The following is a 17,676-nucleotide window of genomic DNA, read 5'->3' as shown; positions in this document are numbered from 1 at the left end:
GGCCTCAGGATTTATCGAACTTCTTGACGATTTCGGCCCATTTCGCGATGTCGCCCTGGAGGAACTTGTCGAACTCCTCCGGCGTCATCGACATGGGCACGGCACCCTGCTCAGTCCAGAGTTTTACGATGTCGGGCCGCTTCACCATCGCGTTCACGGCCGAGTTGAGCTTGTCGATGACAAGTTTTGGCGTGCCCACTGGCGCCATCAGGCCGAGCCAGATCGTCGCCTCGTAGCCGGGAACGCCGGCCTCGCCGGCAGTCGGCACATTGGGCAGCACCGCGGACCGCTGCTGGCCGGTGGTCGCGAGGGCGCGGACCTGGTTTTCTCCGATGTTCGGCGCCATCGCCGGCACCGCGTCGATCATCATCTGCACCTGGCCGCCGATCACGCCGCTGCGCGCCTCGCCGCTGTTGCGGTAGGGGACGTGGACGATTTCGATGCCGGCCATCGCTTTGAACAGCTCGCCGGCCATGTGATAGGGCGTGCCCTGGCCGGAAGAGGCGTAGTTCAATTTGCCCGGCTGCGCCTTGGCGAGCGCGATGAACTCCTGCAGCGTCTTCGCCGGAACTTGCGGGTTCACCACGATCACGAGATCGGAATAGTTCACGGGCGCAATCGGTGCGAGGTCACGCATCAGATCGTATTTGCGCTGCTCCGGCGTCAGCAGCGATTCATTTGCGGTCTGGGTGTTGGACATCATCAGCAGGGTGTAGCCGTCGGCCGCCGACTTCGCCGCCTCGACCGTGCCGATGACGCCGCCCGCGCCGGTACGGTTCTCGACCACGAAGGGCTGGCCAAACCGCTCCTGGAGGGCGTTGCCGATCAGCCGCGCCGCGACGTCGGCCGGCCCGCCGGCGCCGAAGGGCACGACGATGCGGACCCCGTGCGCGGGATAGCCTTGCGCCAGGGACGGAGTTGCGGAGCATGCGGTGAGCAGGCCGGCGGCGAGCGCCAGCATCAATTGTCGAGCCGTCACGCCCACCTCCCTGAACTCGTTTTTGTTGGCCGGCACTGTAGCGACAGGGCGCGCGGGCTGTCGACGCCTCATAAAGTCGATTTCGGCCGGAATATCGGACCGTTTTCGGTGTGGCGGCGGGGCCTTTCGCGGTCGCGGGAGGAACAGGGCACGCGCATGGCTTGAGCATTTTGCATGGGCGTTGCCGGATAAATGCCCTCGGCTGCCCGGTATTTTGGTGTTACGAAATTGGTCATGAACCAGCACGCCAAGATCGAGATCCGTCACTCCACTTGTCCGCACGATTGCCCGTCGGCCTGTGCGCTCGATATCGAGGTGGTCGAGGGTCGCAGCATCGGCCGCGTCCGCGGTTCGAAAAAGCAGACCTACACGGCCGGCGTCGTCTGCGCCAAGGTCGCACGCTACGCCGAGCGCATCCATCACCCGGAGCGGGTGATGTTTCCGATGCGCCGGACGGGTGCGAAAGGCTCCGGCCAGTTTGCGCGGATTTCCTGGGACGAGGCGCTCGACGAGATCGCCGATCGCTTCAACCGGGCAGAGCGCGAGTTCGGCGCGGAGTCGATCTGGCCGTATTACTACGCCGGCACGATGGGGCTGGTGATGCGCGACGGCCTCAACCGTCTCACGCATGTGAAAAAATATTCGCGCTTCTACCAGACCATCTGCGCCAATGTCGGGCGCATCGGATTTGCGATCGGCACCGGCAAGATCGCGGGCGTCGATCCGCGCGAGATGGCGCTGTCCGATCTCGTGGTGATCTGGGGCACCAATCCGGTCAACACGCAGGTCAACGTGATGACGCACGCTGCGCGTGCGCGGAAGGAGCGCGGCGCCAAAATCGCTGCTGTCGACGTCTACAATAACGAGACCATGAAGCAGGCTGATATCAAGATCCTGCTGCGGCCCGGCACCGATGGCGCGTTCGCCTGCGGCGTGATGCATGTTCTCTTCCGCGACGGTTATGCCGATCGCGCCTACATGGACAAGTACACCGACTGCCCGGCTGAACTCGAGGCGCATCTGAAGACGCGCACGCCGGAATGGGCTTCCGCGATCTCTGGCGTGCCGGTGGCGGAGATCGAGGCCTTTGCCAAGGCTGTCGGCGAGACCAAACGGACCTTCTTCCGTCTCGGCTACGGCTTCACCCGTTCGCGCAACGGCGCGACGCAGATGCATGCGGCGAACTGCATTCCCGCGGTGACCGGCGCCTGGCAGTACGAGGGCGGCGGCGCCTTCTTCAACAATTACGCGCTGTGGCACTTCAACGAAGCCGTCATCGAAGGCCATGATGCGATCGACAAGTCGATCCGCGCGCTCGACCAGTCGCAGATTGGTCGCATCCTCACCGGCGATGCCGAGGCCCTGCTCCGCAAGGGCCCGGTCAAGGCGATGCTGATCCAGAACACCAATCCGATGACAGTGGCTCCGGAGCAGGCGCTGGTACGGCAGGGCTTTGCGCGCGAGGATCTGTTCGTCGCGGTGCACGAGCAGTTCATGACCGAGACGGCGCAGATTGCCGATATCGTGCTGCCGGCGACCATGTTCATGGAGCATGACGATCTCTATTACGGCGGCGGCCATCAGCATATCTCGGTCGGTCCCAAGCTGATCGACCCGCCCGGCGAATGCCGCTCCAACCACCAGGTGATGCAGGCGCTGGCGCCGCGGCTCGGCGCGAAGCATCGCGGCTTCGAGATGACGCCGCGCGAATTGATCGACACGACGCTGAAGCTCAGCGATCACGGCGACATCGCCGGCCTCGAAGCCGACATCTGGCGCGATCTGCAGCCGGACTTCCGTACCTCGCATTATCTAGATGGCTTTGCTCATCTCGACAAAAAATTCCATTTCAGGGCCGACTGGGCGCATCCGCCGTTCGGCCAGACCATGGGCGATTTCGACAAGATGCCGTCGCTGCCGGACCATTGGGCCGTGATCGAGCACACCGACCAGGCCCATCCGTTCCGGCTTGCAACCAGCCCGTCGCGCAGCTTCCTCAACACCACCTTCAACGAGACCCCGTCCTCGCAGGCGCGCGAGGGCAAGGCGAGCGTGATGATCCATCCGCTGGATGCGGCTGCGCTCGACATCGCCGACGGCGATGCGGTGACGCTCGGCAACCCCCGCGGCGAGACCACGCTGATTGCCGTGCTGTTCGAGGGCGTGCGGCGCGGCGTGCTGATTGCGGAATCCGTGCATCCGAACAAGAATCATATCGGTGGCCGCGGCATCAACATGCTGACCGGTGCGGACACGATTGCCCCGATCGGCGGCGCAGCGTTTCACGACAACAAGGTCTGGATCAGGAAAGCGGCCGCGGCCTGAGCTGCGCTCGCGCTTTGATCGCGTGCAGATTTGCGTCGAGGCGCTAAAGCGGCGCCGCATGGCAGTTTGCCCTTGCACTTCACGCCGAGGCTGCCGCAAATGGCTGCAAAACGGGAGCAAGGATATAGCGTCATGACCGACACCGCAGGCGTCATCACCGAGAAGCGCGGGCAGGCGTTCTGGATCACCATCAGCCGGCCGGAAAAGCGCAACGCGCTGAACGGCGACGTCATTGCCGGCATCACACGTGGCTATCGCGACGCGCATGACGACAAGGACGTCCGCGTCATCGTGTTGACCGGTGCGGGCGACAAGGCGTTCTGCGCCGGCGCCGATTTGCAGAATTCCGGTGCGGCTTTCGCGATGGATCATTCCAGGCCGAACGTCGATTATGCCGATCTGCTGCGGCTGTCGCAGAACGCCACCAAACCCGCGATCGCGCGCGTCGGCGGCGTCTGCATGGCCGGAGGTATGGGGCTTCTTTGCATGACCGACATGGCGGTCGCGGCGGATCATGTCATCTTCGGCCTGCCGGAGGTGAAGGTCGGCGTGTTTCCGATGCAGGTGCTGAGCCTGTTGCAGGAGATCGCACCGCGACGCCTCGTCAACGAATGGGCGCTCACCGGCGAGCCGTTCGATGCGAAGGCCGCAAAGGATGCGGGCCTGCTCAACTACATCGTGCCCACGGCCGAGCTTGATGCCAAGGTCGACTGGCTGATCGGCCGCATCGCCGACAAATCCCCGACCGCGATCCGCCGCGGCAAATACGCGATGCGCGCCATCGCCTCGATGTCGTTCGACGAGAGCATAGCCTACACCGAAAGCCAGATCGCACTGCTCGCGATGACCGAGGACGCCAAGGAGGGGCTGAAAGCATTCGGCGAGAAGAGGAAGCCGGTCTGGACGGGACGGTAGGCGTAAATGTTCGGGAGTTTGGAATATCAGAAAGCCAAGAAAAATACCTCAATTTGTTGGTGCCGCGAGCTGATCTTCTGAAGAAGCGGTTCTAGAGCGCTGGAGCCGGCGCTTTTGAGAGGCAGCGATTAGCTGCTTCTGTGTACGCTTTGCATACGTTGGCAATTGATGTCTGGAGCGATGACGGCCGGCGGTCCGTAACTCAGCGTCCGTGAGGTCGCTGTCAGCACCTTCCGTGAACCCGCCGTGGCGAAATGATGTAAATGAAAGCTCGTTTCGGAGTCCGGCTGTGACGATAATTTTCTTTACGACCGATCGGAGGTAGCGCAGATCTTTGCGGGGAGTAATCCATGGAAGTGCAATGCATGATCTTCGATGAGGATGGTCACGTCGAAAGGCCAATCCGGAAACGAATCTCTCTTTGATCGAATCGAGTTCCGCCATCAACTCGGGGAAAAGAGGCGCGCCCGTTTCGTCGAAGAGAGGCCACCAAGCTTCTTCTCCATTCTTCGGGTGTACAATCCTCACGCTGTCTGGTCGCTCCTCTGGCCGATAGTGTGCTATCTCGAAGGCTCCGAACACATGTTCCTCGCGCTGTAGCCACTCCCAGCTCAGCAAAGCGGCTGTGCCAATTGAGTAAAATCCAAGTTTCTTGGCAGCTAGTCTGAACGCGACAAGCTCGTCCCAGCTCGCCGTGGGCGTCTCTCGCACAGGTCGACCAGGAGCGCGGGACTTTAGTCCCATTCGCGAGAACGGGTTGATTGCCGGTACTTTTGTTTCTTGAGCGCGCTGGCCGACAAACCAGGCGCGCCTGCAAGCGGTCATCGCTGCATTCGCGAAGCGTCGACGTTCGCGCTTGACGGTGCGACCATCCGGCTCCTTGTGTTCCACGACGAGTAATTTCGCATAAACGGCGTCAACGAATCCTTTGTTGAAGGCAGAAAGCTGTTTTGAGCCCGCTCGACTGGCATCCTTCAGCTCATGATTGGCAAAAAGTGCCAAGCCTTGGTCGTAGAGGCGCTGCGTTTTATGGTCGATCTCGTTCCATTTCTGGTGTGTTTTGAAAACGAATATGAGCCAATCGAATGTGCCAGGTGCGGTCGAAACCGGAGCCATGTCGGTTAGACCTGCGGAACGCCAGCTGTCAAAGGCGGGTAACAGGACATTCGTGACTCGGTCTACCGCCGCCGCAAGATCCTCCCCCAGCGCTTCGGATTCGACGGTGCAGCCTTGTTTGCGAGCCCAAGTGGGTGGCTCAAAAAAATATGCCCAGCCACCACGCTTCAACGCCTTTTGCCGACAGTAACGCGGGAGTGTAGACGAGGTGTGGAGTGTTTTCATACAAGAGAGGCCAAATCCTGTCCGTCTGACCTGATTGAGTTCGCGGCCCTGTATGGTGCGGTCGAGTCATCGATGGTTGCCTTCGACCAAACTGGCTGTCGAGTGCGACCAGTTCCACGATAGCCCGTTGGCGGAGGAGCCTCGCCGCGGGCCACCGCGCGTGCAAGTTCACCGGTGTCGCGATAATCCAGGTACGCGGCGACCATGTCGGCCCGCATGACTGCTGGCCATGTGCCGATCGGCGGGTAACGAGCAGGAAGCGCAATGCGGGATGCCATTAACGTCAATCCGCGGCCGCAATAGGCCGTCGCTCCAAGTGTTCCATCTAGCTTGATGGTAGGGGTTTCAGTGGATATATCGCCCGTGGACACAACGCTTCAGGGTTCCCATTTTCGATATCCGTACCTCGTGGTCTCTGCGCGTCCCGTGCTTGGTTCACCAGCTCTCTGACGTTGAGGTCGGAACCCTGGAAGAGACAAGGGGTAGCAATGACTGGTATGGAAATCGGCTGGCGTGGAGAGCAATTGGGATGGTGTACGCGCGTGACCGGATCAGACGCGATGAACATTTGGAAGGCTTAGCTTGAGAGCTGCCTCGAAAAAGAAGCAGCCGAAATCTTACTTCAGATAGTTCGAGAATGTGGCCATCCTATTTCGGCAGGCTTGTGGTTGCCCGCTGATCGAGAGGCATGTGATTCCCGTTAGTTGCCAGCACTCGTTCCGACAATCTGCCGCTCAACCCTGCGCGGAGGCAAGCTTTGAAAGTTCAATTGTCGGAATGACAAACTTGTTTTGAATCGGACCAGAAGGGGAGCCTTGGGGCACGAATTGCTAGCCTGCGACCAGTTGCGGCAAATAGATTTGCGCGAGCGGAAACCAAGCGCCTCGACTGGTGAACTCTCCTTGCGCGCGTGCGGCTGTCGCCGCACCGGGCTCTCGTGGACCGAGCCGCTTTGCGTCTCGGCCATCCGGCTTCGATCCCTCGCGCAAGCGGATGCGGAGCTCCTCGCCGGGGGCACTCGGAAAAGGGGCTCGCCTACGGCGACCGCTATCACTGCCCCGTTCCCGGGTGCCGCTATTAAACCGGTCTCGTCGCTGCACTCGGACCCGCGTGCCCCTTCGGGTCGCTATGCTCACGCTCTCCGGGTGCCATTTCCGTTGGGCGATGCGCCCCTGGCGCACGCCTGGTCGGGCCTGCGGCCCTAGGTAGCTCAACGCAATTCCCGTGAACACCCGATGCAAGGCGGATTGCGTCGCAGATTTCGCATTCTCTCAGGTAGAGGCGAGAGTCAGAGTGTCGCGCGGATTTGCCGTGACGGGTTATGGGCTGCGAGAGAGGCTCGCGGCGCCCGTCGCGGAGATCCGCGATGTCCAGACAATATTCTCGGGCGCACACCGGTGAGGACCGGGCGAACCTTTATGACGAAATCACCAGCAAGATCATCGCCGAACTGGAGGCTGGCCGAGTGCCGTGGGTCCAGCCATGGGGCAGCGTGGCGGCGAAGGCGCCTTTGGCCATGCCGAAAAGCGCCGCGTCCGGCCGTCAGTATAGCGGCATCAATGTTCTGATTCTCTGGGGAGCAGCCACTGAGCGCGCATTCACAGGTCAGAGCTGGCTTACCTTCCGTCAGGCCCTGTCGCTCGGTGGGCACGTCCGCAAGGGTGAGCGCGGCACGACCGTCGTCTATGCCGACCGCTTTGTGCCAGTCGACGAAAAGCGCCGCGCGAGCGAGAACGGTGAGGAAGCGCAGGCCATTCCGTTCCTCAAGCGCTTCACTGTCTTTAACAGCGATCAATGCGACGGCCTGCCTCCCGAGATCGCAACAACGGCGCCGCCTCCGCCGCCCGGTCTGATCGAACCGCAGGTCGAATACCTGATCAAGGCGACCGGCATCGACTTCCGCATCCGCGGCAACCGCGCCTTCTATGCGCCGACGGAAGATTATGTGCAGGTGCCGCCACCGCAAGTCTATTTCGAGCCGATCAATTGGCATCGAACGGCCTTGCATGAATTGGCGCATGCCAGCGGCCACCCATCGCGTCTCAACCGCGACCTGTCGGGCAGCTATGGAACCAAGAAGTACGCCTTTGAGGAGTTGGTTGCGGAAATCGCCTCTGCGTTCGGTTGCGCCTCGCTCGGTATCGTCCCCACGGTGCGGCACGCCGACTATATCGGCTCGTGGCTTGAAGTCTTGCGCGAGGACAATCGTGCAATCATCCGGGCCGCTTCCCAGGCCAGCAAGGCCGCGGACTACCTGCTTGGCTTTCTCCCAGGAGCTGCTGCCGACATGCCGGAGGACCAGCAGGCGGCGTGAGGCTCTGCTCGGTGGCCGTAGGATGAGAGTGAGAGGGCGGGGTCGTTTTCCGCGACGGGTTGGAGGCCGAGAGAGAGGCTCTCGGCTGCCCGTCGTGGAGAATCGATATGACGAAGGCTGTCCAAAAGATCACGCTGTCCCCCTCACGAGACATTCCGTTCAACAAACTGGTCCTCAGCCAGTCCAACGTCCGATATGTGAAGGCGGGCGTTTCCATCGAGCAACTCGCCGAAAGCATCGCGCAGCGTACGCTCCTGCAAAGTCTCAATGTGCGGGCGGTCGTGGACGCCGAAGGCAATGAGACCGGCATGTTCGAGGTGCCGGCCGGCGGTCGGCGTTATCGGGCGCTGGAACTTCTGGTGAAGCAGAAGCGTATGGCAAAGACGCAACTCGTTCCTTGTGTCGTGCGCGAGGGGGGCATCGCTGAAGACGACTCGCTTGCAGAAAATGACGAGCGAGTAGGGCTTCATCCGCTCGATCAGTTCCGAGCCTTCCAGACCTTGAGTGGCGCCGGTATGTCCGACGAGGATATCGCGGCCCGTCACTTCGTGACACCGGCCGTCGTGAAGCAACGACTTCGGCTGGCGTCCGTGTCGCCAAAGCTTCACGACGTCTATGCCGAAGACGGCATGACCCTCGAGCAGCTCATGGCCTTCTCTGTTACCGCCGACCACGCCAGGCAGGAGCAGGTCTGGCAGAGCGTCAGCCGATCCGGCTATGATGAGCCATATCAGATCCGGCGAATGCTGACCGAAAATACCGTGCGCGCGTCCGATCGCCGCGTTCAGTTCGTTGGACTGGATTCTTACGAGCAGGCTGGCGGCGGTGTTTTGCGGGATCTGTTCGAGCACGATGATGGCGGCTGGCTCCAGGACGTCGCCTTGCTCGACCGTCTCGCGACGGAAAAGCTCAAGGCCGAAGGCGAGACGATTGCAGCCGAAGGCTGGAAGTGGATTTCGGTGGCCGTCGCATTCCCCTACGGCCACACGGATGGCCTGCGCGAAATCGAGGGCAAACCTGTCGATGTTTCCCCGGAGGATCAGGCCACCATCGACGCCCTCAACGCGGAGCAAGCCAGGCTTGAATTCGACTACCAGGATGCCGACGAGTTGCCCGATGAGGTCGATCAGCGTCTCGGCGAAATCGAGGTGGCACTCGCTGCGTTCGAACACCGGCCGATGATTTACGATCCGGCCGAGATCGCCCGCGCTGGCGTCTTCGTCAGCATTGATTCCGAAGGGCGCCTCTCGGTCGATCGGGGTTACGTCAGGCCCGAGGATGATGCCCCGGCAGACGATCCTGAAGTCGGACAGTCCGCCGACACACAGTCGGCCGAGGGGAAGGCGGCTGGTGCTTCCATCCAGCGCACGGTCATCGCGGTGACTGGCGGCGCTACTGATACGGAAGAAGATGATGAGGATACGACGAAACCTCTGCCGGATCGGCTGATCACTGAGCTGACAGCGCATCGCACGCTGGCATTGCGGGATGCGCTGGCAGAAGATCCTGCGATCGCGTTCCAGGCGGTGCTGCACAACTTCGTGCTGACGGCCTTTTACCGGTTCGCATCGTCCGGAAGCTGCCTTGAGATCGGGCTTCGCACGCCGGCCTTTCCGGCTCAAGCGCCTGGCTTGAGGGAAAGTGCGTCCGCGAAGGCCGTTGAGGCGCGGCATGAATCCTGGAAGGCACGGTTGCCGAATAGCGAGAACGATCTCTGGGATGCGCTCACGGCCCTCGACGGCGCCGCACAGGCATCCCTGTTCGCGCACTGTGCCTCATTTGCGGTCAACGCCGTCTTTGAGCCGGCCAACCGTTACAATCAGGGCCGTGTCTCCGCCCACGGCGTCCGCACCCGACTCGATCACGCCGACGTCCTGGCACGCGCCGTCGACCTCGACATGGTTCGAGCGGGCTGGAGGCCTTCCGTCGACAACTATCTCGGCCGCGTCACCAAGCCTCGCATCCTGGAGGCAGTGCGGGAAGCAAGAGGCGAATCTTCCGCGCAACTGATCGACCACCTGAAAAAGGCCGACATGGCCAAGGAGGCCGAGCGTCTTCTCGACGGCTCCGGCTGGTTACCGGAGCCACTGCGTCTTGTCGATCCCAATGCGGCGTCAGGCGAGCAGGAGAGTGAAGCGGGCCCGCTGCCCGAATTCCTCGCCGAGGACGAGGATCGGGACAACGCGAGCGACGAGGATCCGCAACAGCTCGACGCCGCTGAGTGACACGTAGAACGGGACGGCTCCCGCCGTCCGGCAATTGCTTGGGGACCGGTGTGCCGCGCCGGTCCCCATTCTTTTGGACGGAGGCAGAGAGGGAGAGTTGGGCCGGGATGGTTTGAGCCGTCGGGTCTGAAAGAGAGCGCCTGATGGTTCGACCCCTTCCTGCTCTCCGAAAGAACCCTGCCATGACCGAATCTCTCGCCGGCGGCGCTGCCGCCGCACCGCTCTCGATGCGTGCCGCTCCAAGTCTCACCTCCGCCGCCGTCCGGGCCGCGCGACAGCTCGTGATTGATCTCGAGCGCAGCCGTCGCATCGATGCCGCTGTCCTGCGTAGCGCCATGGAAGCTGCCTTCGGCGCTTCCGACGCCGCTGGCGTCTGGAACTGGAAAAGCGCCTATGACGTCTGCGAGGCGGCAACCATTCTGTTTCTTCGCAAGTTCGGCCCTGCTATCCGGACCAAGGCTGGCTCAACGGCCGCGATGCTGCCGATGCTCGCGAAGATCGCCAACCTTCTTCCCACCCACACACGCCGCTCGGAGGACAGCCAGGCCCTTCAGCAATTCTCGACGCCGATCCCGCTCGGGCTCGCCGCATGCACCGCGACCGGCATCACGCCGTCCGACCGGGTCTTGGAGCCCTCTGCGGGGACCGGCTTGCTCGCCGTCTTTGCCGAGCTCGCCGGCGGGGCGCTGATATTGAACGAGCTGGCTGAGCCCCGCGCGGCATTGCTCGATCAACTCTTCCCCAACGTCAAGGTCACGCGGTTCGACGCCGCCCAGATCGATGATCACCTCTATGCGGGCGTCGCACCGAGCGTCGTCCTGATGAACCCGCCGTTCTCGGCATTGGCGAACGTCGATCGACGAATGGCGGATGCGGCGCTCCGGCACATCGCTTCTGCCTTGGCCCGTCTTTGCGACGGCGGACGTCTGGTTGCCTTTACCGGCGCGAGCCTTGCGCCGGACAATCCGGCGTGGCGAGACGCCTTCGTTCGCCTCCAGGAACGCGGGCGGGTGGTGTTTTCTGCTGCAATCGACGGCGCGGTCTATGCGAAACACGGGACGCAGACCGACACCAGGCTGCTCGTGATCGACAAGCAGTCCGCCGCAGATCCGAAAGTCTTTCCGGCCTCGCTCGGCATGGCGGGCGATGTCGCCACCTTGCTCGACTGGGTGAGCCAGCATGTGCCTCCGAGGCTGCCTGTTGCCACCCCCGTCATGGTCGATGCGATCGGGCGCCCCGCGACGCCGCGGCCGATCGGCGCCTTTGCACCACGGCCGTCGTCCACTTCGCAAGATGGTGGGGCAGAGGGCGTTGAGCTCAACTACGAGACGGTCGGATGGACGCCTCCGGACGGCGCTCGACTGACCGACGCGCTTTATGAGGAATACGCACTGCAGGCGATTCGCATTCCGGGCGCGCATACGCATCCGACCAAACTCGTGCAGTCCGCCGCGATGGCTACGATACAGGCGATTTGTCCCTTGTCGCAAAGGTCGACCTTCCAGAAGAGAGGCGTTCGCCGCGGGTCGACACCTTCGCTCGCGCGGCAGGTCCGGCTGCCTGGAAACATATCTGCGGTCCGGCTTGTTCCCACAGCGCGCGAGCATCGGCGGGATCGATGTCAAGTCAAGAAGTGCAGTGAGGGTGAGGGGCGACATGAAGACAATTGAACGCGTGAACGGCGTCGGCATAGTTCTGCTGTTCGGCAGCTGCATGACCATCTTGGCATCCATCCTGGTGGTCCCTATCCTGGTCAAGTTCCAGGCGGCCTACGCCTCGGTCAAACACGTCGAATTGTTGGTGGCGTTGGCGCTGATGGCGCCTGCATTCGTCACGGCGATCGCTTCACCCTTCATCGGCACAGTCATCGACCGTTGGGGAAGCCGCAAATTTTTGGTGTGGGGCACAGCGCTATACGCCGTCTCCGGCGTCGCTCCGCTCTGGCTCGATGGCATAACTGAAATCGTCGTCTCTCGGTTCATTTTCGGTGCCGCTGAAGCCATCGTGATGACGTGCTGCACGTCCATCATCGGTACTCACTTCAGAGGACAGGAGCGCGAACGTTATCTTAATCTGCAAATGCGCTTTATCGGCGTTGCCGGCACAGTTCTCTTTTTTATCAGTGGTGCTCTCGGCGAAATGAACTGGCGGCTGCCGTTCGCGCTCTATGGTCTCGCGCTGCTCCTGATTCCCTTCCAACTGCGACTGCCCCCCCCACAATACGCGCCGCGCACCGATACGCTGGGGTTCGCAGCTACACGGCCGCCAAAGTCCGCGCTGCTTCCCCAGATTACAGTCATGCTGGTTGGCATGATCGCCGTCTACTTACCGCCGGTCCAGTACCCGTTTCTGCTCGCAGATCTGGGTATAACGTCGACACAAGCCATCGGAATGGGGGCCGCTTTCGGAATTCTTTCGGCTACCGCGGGAACGTTGCTGTGGCCCGTCTTACGGAGGCGGTTCAATACGCAATCGATCAACGTCTTGGTCTTTGCGCTGCTGGCAGTGGGGATTTGGTGGCTGTCGCGCATCACCAGCTATGCCGAGAGTTTCGTCGTCCTCGCAGTACATGGACTTGGTGCTGGGATGCTGGTTCCCAATGTCATGGCCTGGACGATGGCCGCCGCAAAACCCTGGCACATGGGCAAGGCAACCGGCCAGGTATACTTCGGTCTGTATTTCGGTCAGTTCTTGAGCCCACTGCTCGTTGCGCCGCTGGCCGCGTCGGTCGGCGGTCTTCGCCCCGCATTGGTCGTCGTCGCCGCCGCGATGGCATTGTTTGCCTTGATCGCCCTCGCCATCGCGCGCGAGTCGACCTTACGCGAGCGGCGAGATACCGCAGCCTCACTCAAATGGTAACTCGACTGCATAGCCATGAAGCATCATTGGCGTCGCGTCGGCGCGATGGACGGGCGTGGCGGTCTTCGCTCAAGATGGCTGTCACTTCGGCCGATCGGGCCGCCCCGGGAGCGCTCCGCGAACATGTGGAAGAGCGAACTGTCCGGGTGTTCTGCGCATACTTCAGGTCAAGCCGTCGTCTGCCACATCCTCAAGGGGCGAGTTTCGAGCTACCAGCTGTCGGGCGGGCCGGCTCAGAACGACCGCTGAGTGGCTGGCATCGCCCTCGAAGTCGGATCCGACAAATCCGCGTTCGGTCGGCCGCAGCGTGACAGATCGCCGTTCAGAAGCTCAGAGCCGTAGCAGAGCTTCGCGACAGGCAGGGCCAGCTGTATTCGCATAAACGCCCTTCCGGCCCGGCCCATCACTAGGAAGCGGACAGGGATGTGATGATGCTTTCTACCTTTCTCGCCGCCGCGCCCCGATCACGTGTTCGGCCGCGCCGATCCGAAGCATGACACGCCCTCTCTGAGGGGATGGCTACCTAGGTTTGATTCGTCGGCTGCGTCTAGTTGGTTACGCTGGAAAAGCAGTGGCGGCGGCATGATGATGATGATGCAGAATTCTCGGAACGGACCGTATTTGCTGATCTCAAACTTCTGTTCGTCACCCGTGCATGGGACAGACGCGAATCAAGTCCACTAGTAGTTTGGCTCTGAGGCGGTCGCCGGTCGAAACTAACTGCCAAATCAGAAAAGGCGGGCGTTAATGGATAATCATCTGTCGCTTGATCAGATCCGCGAACTCATCAAGCCGATTTCGGGACCCGACGGGCGAGGAAGCAAAGATGCCGATGTCTTGGTCGTTGGTGCGGGTCCGATCGGCCTGACGGTCGCTAACATTCTCGGCTCGCTCGGGATTTCCACAATCTTGCTGGAGCGGAATGAACTGACGTCGGACTTGCCCAAAGCACTCGTGATCGACGACGAATATCTCCGTCTTCTTGATAGCCTGGATTTGCTCGACGACATGGAAGAGCACCTCTCGCCGCCTTTTGGAATTTTCTTTTATTCTATGCGGGGCAAGCCGGTGGTGAAGGTCAACCCCTTCTTGACGTCGAATGGATTTGGCAACCGCGCGGGATTGATGCAGCCAGTCTTCGAGAAGAAGCTGCTGCATGGCGCACGGCGCTATCCCTGCGTCGATCTGCAGTACCGGTCTACTGTCGCAGGCCTAGATCAGGATGAGAATGGCGTCAGGTTGAAGGTCGTTCGTGCCGGGCGAGAACATCTAGTGACGGGACGATTTGTACTCGCCTGTGATGGCGCGCGAAGTTTCATCCGCTCGGCTGTCAATATTTCTTTCGCTGGAAATCGCATTGATCAACCCCATTTAGTGGTCGACCTCGCCGAGTTTCCCGACCGGTCCCCCTTCTCGCGTTTTTTTTGCAATCCTGAGCGGCCGTTCAATAGCGTGCCTGCGCCATATGGCGGGCGAAGACTGGAGTTCATGCTCAACCCAGGCGAAGATCATCATAAGATTGCCACGGCGGACAGCATCCGTGATCTCGTGGACAGACATACTCCGTACAAAGGAACACCCCTCAAAATCATCCGGTCGGTGGTCTATGGATTTTCGGAGCGCATCGCCGAGCGAATGGGATCGAAACGGGTCTTCTTGCTCGGCGACGCAGCGCACGTCATGCCGCCGTTCGGCGCGCAGGCCATGAACACGGGCGCTCGCGATGCCAACAACGTTTGCTGGAAGATTGCGGCGGTACTGCAAGGGAGGCTCAACCCCACGATCCTTGAGACCTACGAGACAGAAAGGAGGCCGCAGGTTGAGGCGATTATTCGATATTCGGTGATGATCGGAAGAATGGCAAACATTCGCAACCGCATTATTGCTGCGGCGAGGGACGCCTTCTTCCAGACATTGAACCTTATCCCCGCGATCCAGCGTTTCTTTGCCGAGATGCGCTATATGCCTCGACCATGGATTAAGGCCGGCTTCATGGTGCGGTCCAGGCGGCAGGAACTCGTTGTTGGACGGACATGTCCGCGTGTTTCGCTTTTCCTGGATGGTGGTAGCACGAAGTCAATTGATGCGATTTCGGACGGTTGGTTCCTGGTGGTAGGGATCGCTGTACCCACCAACGATTTGCTCTTGCTTGCCGATTCGCGAGTGTTGAGCCCGCGGTTTTTGTCTATTTGCTTCAATGAAATGCAGCGTGTGAAAGTTAGTGGTGTGCACCACGCTAGACCGGCCTCGCCGGAGGCGGAAGCGTTTTTGAGACCGCTCACCGGTCGGGTGCTGCTTGTGCGGCCTGATCGATATGTCGCGGCTGTGTCGACGCTAGATGGGATTGGTGCGGTCTTGGCAGAGCTTGAGAAATCGTTTGGCCCGCTGCGGGAAGACGTCAGTTCGTCACCTATTCGCTCGAGCTAACGGACACGCAAGTCGCTTGCGGACTTCGCAAGCGGCGGAGCGGCGAGCGCGGCGCCTCTGGATCGCAAAGCTTTGGCCGCGCCATAGCGACAGTCGGGTTTGCCGCCACTGCCGCTGCGCGGATCACCGCCTGCTTCTCGCGGTTGATTACCAGCCGCACTGCGTCGGTGCGCGAATAGCGGCCGGCTGGATCCACAGTGGATTTTGCGACCGCAAGCGCTCCGGGATGGAGATCGGCGTTGAGGATGCCTCTTGCTGGTCAGGAATACGCTCACAGAGTTTGCGGGCGTCCGGTCCATTAGAAATCCGGCGCCTGGTTTGGACGTGCGCGGATTGAGCTAAAACGCTTTCTGCGGCGTATCTACGACCATGCCGAACATTTCCTGGCTCACGACGGCGCAGGCGGCGAGGACATAGCGTGACCCTTCGACCGCGTAGCGAGGCTTGAGCGAGGGTCCCCGCCGGCATCACCTGACCGGCGCCGATGTAGGATCGAATTTCTTTGCAAGGTCGGTCCAGCACTCGGCGTAGTCGTCGTCTCTTTCCGCCAAGTCGGCCGCATATTGCGTCAGCTTTTGCGGAAAGCGCGACTCGAACATGAAGGCGAGCGTATTGGCGATCTTGTGCGGTTTCAGTTCGACGGTGCTCGCCTTCTCGAAGGCGACGGCGTCCGGTCCATGCGGAAGCATCATGTTGTGGAGGCTCATGCCGCCGGGCACGAAGCCCTCGGGCTTCGCGTCGTATACGCCGTAAACAAGGCCCATGAATTCGGACATGATGTTGCGGTGATACCAAGGCGGCCGAAACGTGTTCTCGGCGACCGCCCAGCGCTCCGGGAAGATGACGAAGTCGATATTGGCGGCGCCCGCACTTTCCGACGGCGAGGTCAGGACGGTGTAGATTGATGGGTCCGGGTGGTCGAAGGCGATTGCGCCGACCGGCGAGAAGTGCCGCAGGTCGTACTTGTAGGGCGCGTAGTTGCCGTGCCAGGCGACGACGTCAAGCGGCGAATGCCCGATCTTGGTCGTGAACAGTTCGCCGCACCATTTGAAGGTCACGATGCTCGATGAATCAAGGTCATCATAGGCTGCGACCGGCGTAAGGAAATCGCGGGAATTGGCCAGGCAGTTCGCGCCGATCGGCCCCCTTCCCGGAAGGGTGAACGACCCTGCGTAGTTTTCACATACATAGGCGCGAGCGGGCCCGTCCATAAGCTCCACGCGGAAGATGATTCCGCGCGGGATCACGCAGATCTCGCCGGGTGCGATTTCAATGATGCCGAACTCCGTACAGAAGCGCAGCGCGCCATGCTGCGCCACGACGAGCAGTTCGCCGTCGCAGTCGCAGAAATACTCGTCTTTCATCGAGTGGGTGATGAAGGACAGATGGGCGGCCATGCCGGCTTGTGCTTCGGCATCGCCGGCAGTCGTCACCGTTCGCAGTCCGCTGACGAAGGTCAGGTCATCGGTAGGGATGGCGACCGGCAGCCAGCGGTATTGCCCGATCGGCAGCTTCGATTGTCCCGTGTTGGGCGCGGTGCGGAGGAAGCCCGGCTCGACCGGCGTGAAGCGGCCGGTGTGCTTGACGCTGGGGCGGATCCGGTAAAGCCACGATCGTTCGTTGGTGCCGCGCGGTGCCGTGAACGCCGAGCCACTCAACTGTTCGGCATATAGCCCGTAGGTGGCCCGCTGCGGCGAATTCCGCCCGACCGGCAGCGCGCCGGGGAGCGCCTCCGTTTCGAAGCTGTTGCCGAATCCAGACATGTATTGCGGTGTATTCATGTTCGAGGAACCTTGCTCGTTGCCTGGCGCGTGGCGCTGCCAATGGCACGAGCATAAGCCGCCCTGTCCGCGATCCCCGTCCCATCGGCGTGTGACAGGGCCTCTCTTCCGGACGGCGGTGCCGTTCTGTCAATTCAACGCAACCCACGACGGCTCACGCCGCAGTTTGATGGAGTTCGCCAATTCCGGCAGCGCCTTCCAATATAGAACCTGCCGTTCGGCGTGTTCCGGCGCACCGACCCGGCCGAAGCTCCGGAGGTGGCATCGCGATCGGCGACATGATCCTCGATGTAAGCACATGCGCCGCCAATTTCACTGGCCTCGCGGCCTGGGGCGGTCGCCTTAGGCGGATCGAGCCTGAATGGTTCATGGCGTTGGGACCGGACAAGGTCTGAAGTTCGGCTGCAGGTTTTTCCGGCTATTGTATACGCAGAACGTCGCCGCCCGCGAGGAACTGTCGCCGCACTTGGTCGCGATGGCTGATGCGGAACTTCTACTACTGCGCGGATT

General features: G+C 61.5%; 9 protein-coding genes and 1 pseudogene. 7 read left to right on the top strand and 3 right to left on the bottom strand.

Features of this window, described 5'->3' with window-relative positions:
- Positions 1-4: 4 nt before the first annotated feature.
- Positions 5-961 (bottom strand): tripartite tricarboxylate transporter substrate binding protein, encoded by a 957-nt coding sequence (locus tag ABID59_RS09210; RefSeq protein WP_354083590.1) that lies wholly within the window; start codon positions 959-961, stop codon positions 5-7.
- A gap of 252 nt (positions 962-1,213) precedes the next feature.
- Here ABID59_RS09210 and ABID59_RS09205 point away from each other — a divergent pair, with 252 nt between their 5' ends.
- Both ABID59_RS09205 and ABID59_RS09200 read left to right on the top strand, forming a co-directional pair.
- Positions 1,214-3,304, top strand: coding sequence for a molybdopterin oxidoreductase family protein (locus tag ABID59_RS09205; RefSeq protein ID WP_354083183.1), 2,091 nt, complete (start codon positions 1,214-1,216; stop codon positions 3,302-3,304).
- A 132-nt stretch (positions 3,305-3,436) separates the two neighbouring features.
- Entirely contained in the window at positions 3,437-4,219 is a 783-nt protein-coding gene (locus tag ABID59_RS09200; RefSeq protein WP_354083182.1) for an enoyl-CoA hydratase/isomerase family protein, read from the top strand.
- Between the two features lie 48 nt (positions 4,220-4,267).
- Here the strand turns inward: ABID59_RS09200 and ABID59_RS09195 are convergent, their stop codons facing one another.
- Positions 4,268-5,560, bottom strand: coding sequence for a hypothetical protein (locus tag ABID59_RS09195; RefSeq protein WP_354037479.1), 1,293 nt, complete (start codon positions 5,558-5,560; stop codon positions 4,268-4,270).
- A 1,366-nt stretch (positions 5,561-6,926) separates the two neighbouring features.
- Here ABID59_RS09195 and ABID59_RS09190 point away from each other — a divergent pair.
- The 5 genes and pseudogenes from ABID59_RS09190 to ABID59_RS09170 all read left to right on the top strand — a co-directional run bounded on the left by ABID59_RS09190 (position 6,927) and on the right by ABID59_RS09170 (position 15,385).
- Positions 6,927-7,874, top strand: a complete 948-nt coding sequence (locus ABID59_RS09190; RefSeq protein ID WP_354083181.1) for an ArdC family protein — start codon at positions 6,927-6,929, stop codon at positions 7,872-7,874.
- Between the two features lie 107 nt (positions 7,875-7,981).
- Entirely contained in the window at positions 7,982-10,099 is a 2,118-nt protein-coding gene (locus ABID59_RS09185; RefSeq protein WP_354083180.1) for a ParB/RepB/Spo0J family partition protein, read from the top strand.
- A 182-nt stretch (positions 10,100-10,281) separates the two neighbouring features.
- Positions 10,282-11,565: pseudogene (locus tag ABID59_RS09180) on the top strand (methylase); the annotation flags it as partial.
- 190 nt (positions 11,566-11,755) lie between these two features.
- Entirely contained in the window at positions 11,756-12,958 is a 1,203-nt protein-coding gene (locus ABID59_RS09175; RefSeq protein WP_354083179.1) for an MFS transporter, read from the top strand.
- Between the two features lie 747 nt (positions 12,959-13,705).
- Positions 13,706-15,385 (top strand): FAD-dependent monooxygenase, encoded by a 1,680-nt coding sequence (locus ABID59_RS09170; protein ID WP_354083178.1) that lies wholly within the window; start codon positions 13,706-13,708, stop codon positions 15,383-15,385.
- A 467-nt stretch (positions 15,386-15,852) separates the two neighbouring features.
- Here ABID59_RS09170 and hmgA read toward each other — a convergent pair whose 3' ends face one another.
- Positions 15,853-17,166, bottom strand: a complete 1,314-nt coding sequence (hmgA, locus tag ABID59_RS09165) for a homogentisate 1,2-dioxygenase (RefSeq protein WP_354083177.1) — start codon at positions 17,164-17,166, stop codon at positions 15,853-15,855.
- Positions 17,167-17,676: the final 510 nt, after the last annotated feature.

Source organism: Bradyrhizobium sp. S3.3.6 (genome assembly GCF_040546905.1).
GTDB lineage: Bacteria > Pseudomonadota > Alphaproteobacteria > Rhizobiales > Xanthobacteraceae > Bradyrhizobium > Bradyrhizobium cytisi.
This window is presented reverse-complemented; position numbering and strand designations above follow the sequence as displayed.

Bases quoted from the DNA above. Each gene is read 5' to 3' on its own strand.
- ABID59_RS09210 (WP_354083590.1), bottom strand. From the start codon at position 961: ATGCTGGCGCTCGCCGCCGGCCTGCTCACCGCATGCTCCGCAACTCCG.
- ABID59_RS09205 (WP_354083183.1), top strand. From the start codon at position 1,214: ATGAACCAGCACGCCAAGATCGAGATCCGTCACTCCACTTGTCCGCAC.
- ABID59_RS09200 (WP_354083182.1), top strand. From the start codon at position 3,437: ATGACCGACACCGCAGGCGTCATCACCGAGAAGCGCGGGCAGGCGTTC.
- ABID59_RS09195 (WP_354037479.1), bottom strand. From the start codon at position 5,560: ATGAAAACACTCCACACCTCGTCTACACTCCCGCGTTACTGTCGGCAA.
- ABID59_RS09190 (WP_354083181.1), top strand. From the start codon at position 6,927: ATGTCCAGACAATATTCTCGGGCGCACACCGGTGAGGACCGGGCGAAC.
- ABID59_RS09185 (WP_354083180.1), top strand. From the start codon at position 7,982: ATGACGAAGGCTGTCCAAAAGATCACGCTGTCCCCCTCACGAGACATT.
- ABID59_RS09175 (WP_354083179.1), top strand. From the start codon at position 11,756: ATGAAGACAATTGAACGCGTGAACGGCGTCGGCATAGTTCTGCTGTTC.
- ABID59_RS09170 (WP_354083178.1), top strand. From the start codon at position 13,706: ATGGATAATCATCTGTCGCTTGATCAGATCCGCGAACTCATCAAGCCG.
- hmgA (WP_354083177.1), bottom strand. From the start codon at position 17,166: ATGAATACACCGCAATACATGTCTGGATTCGGCAACAGCTTCGAAACG.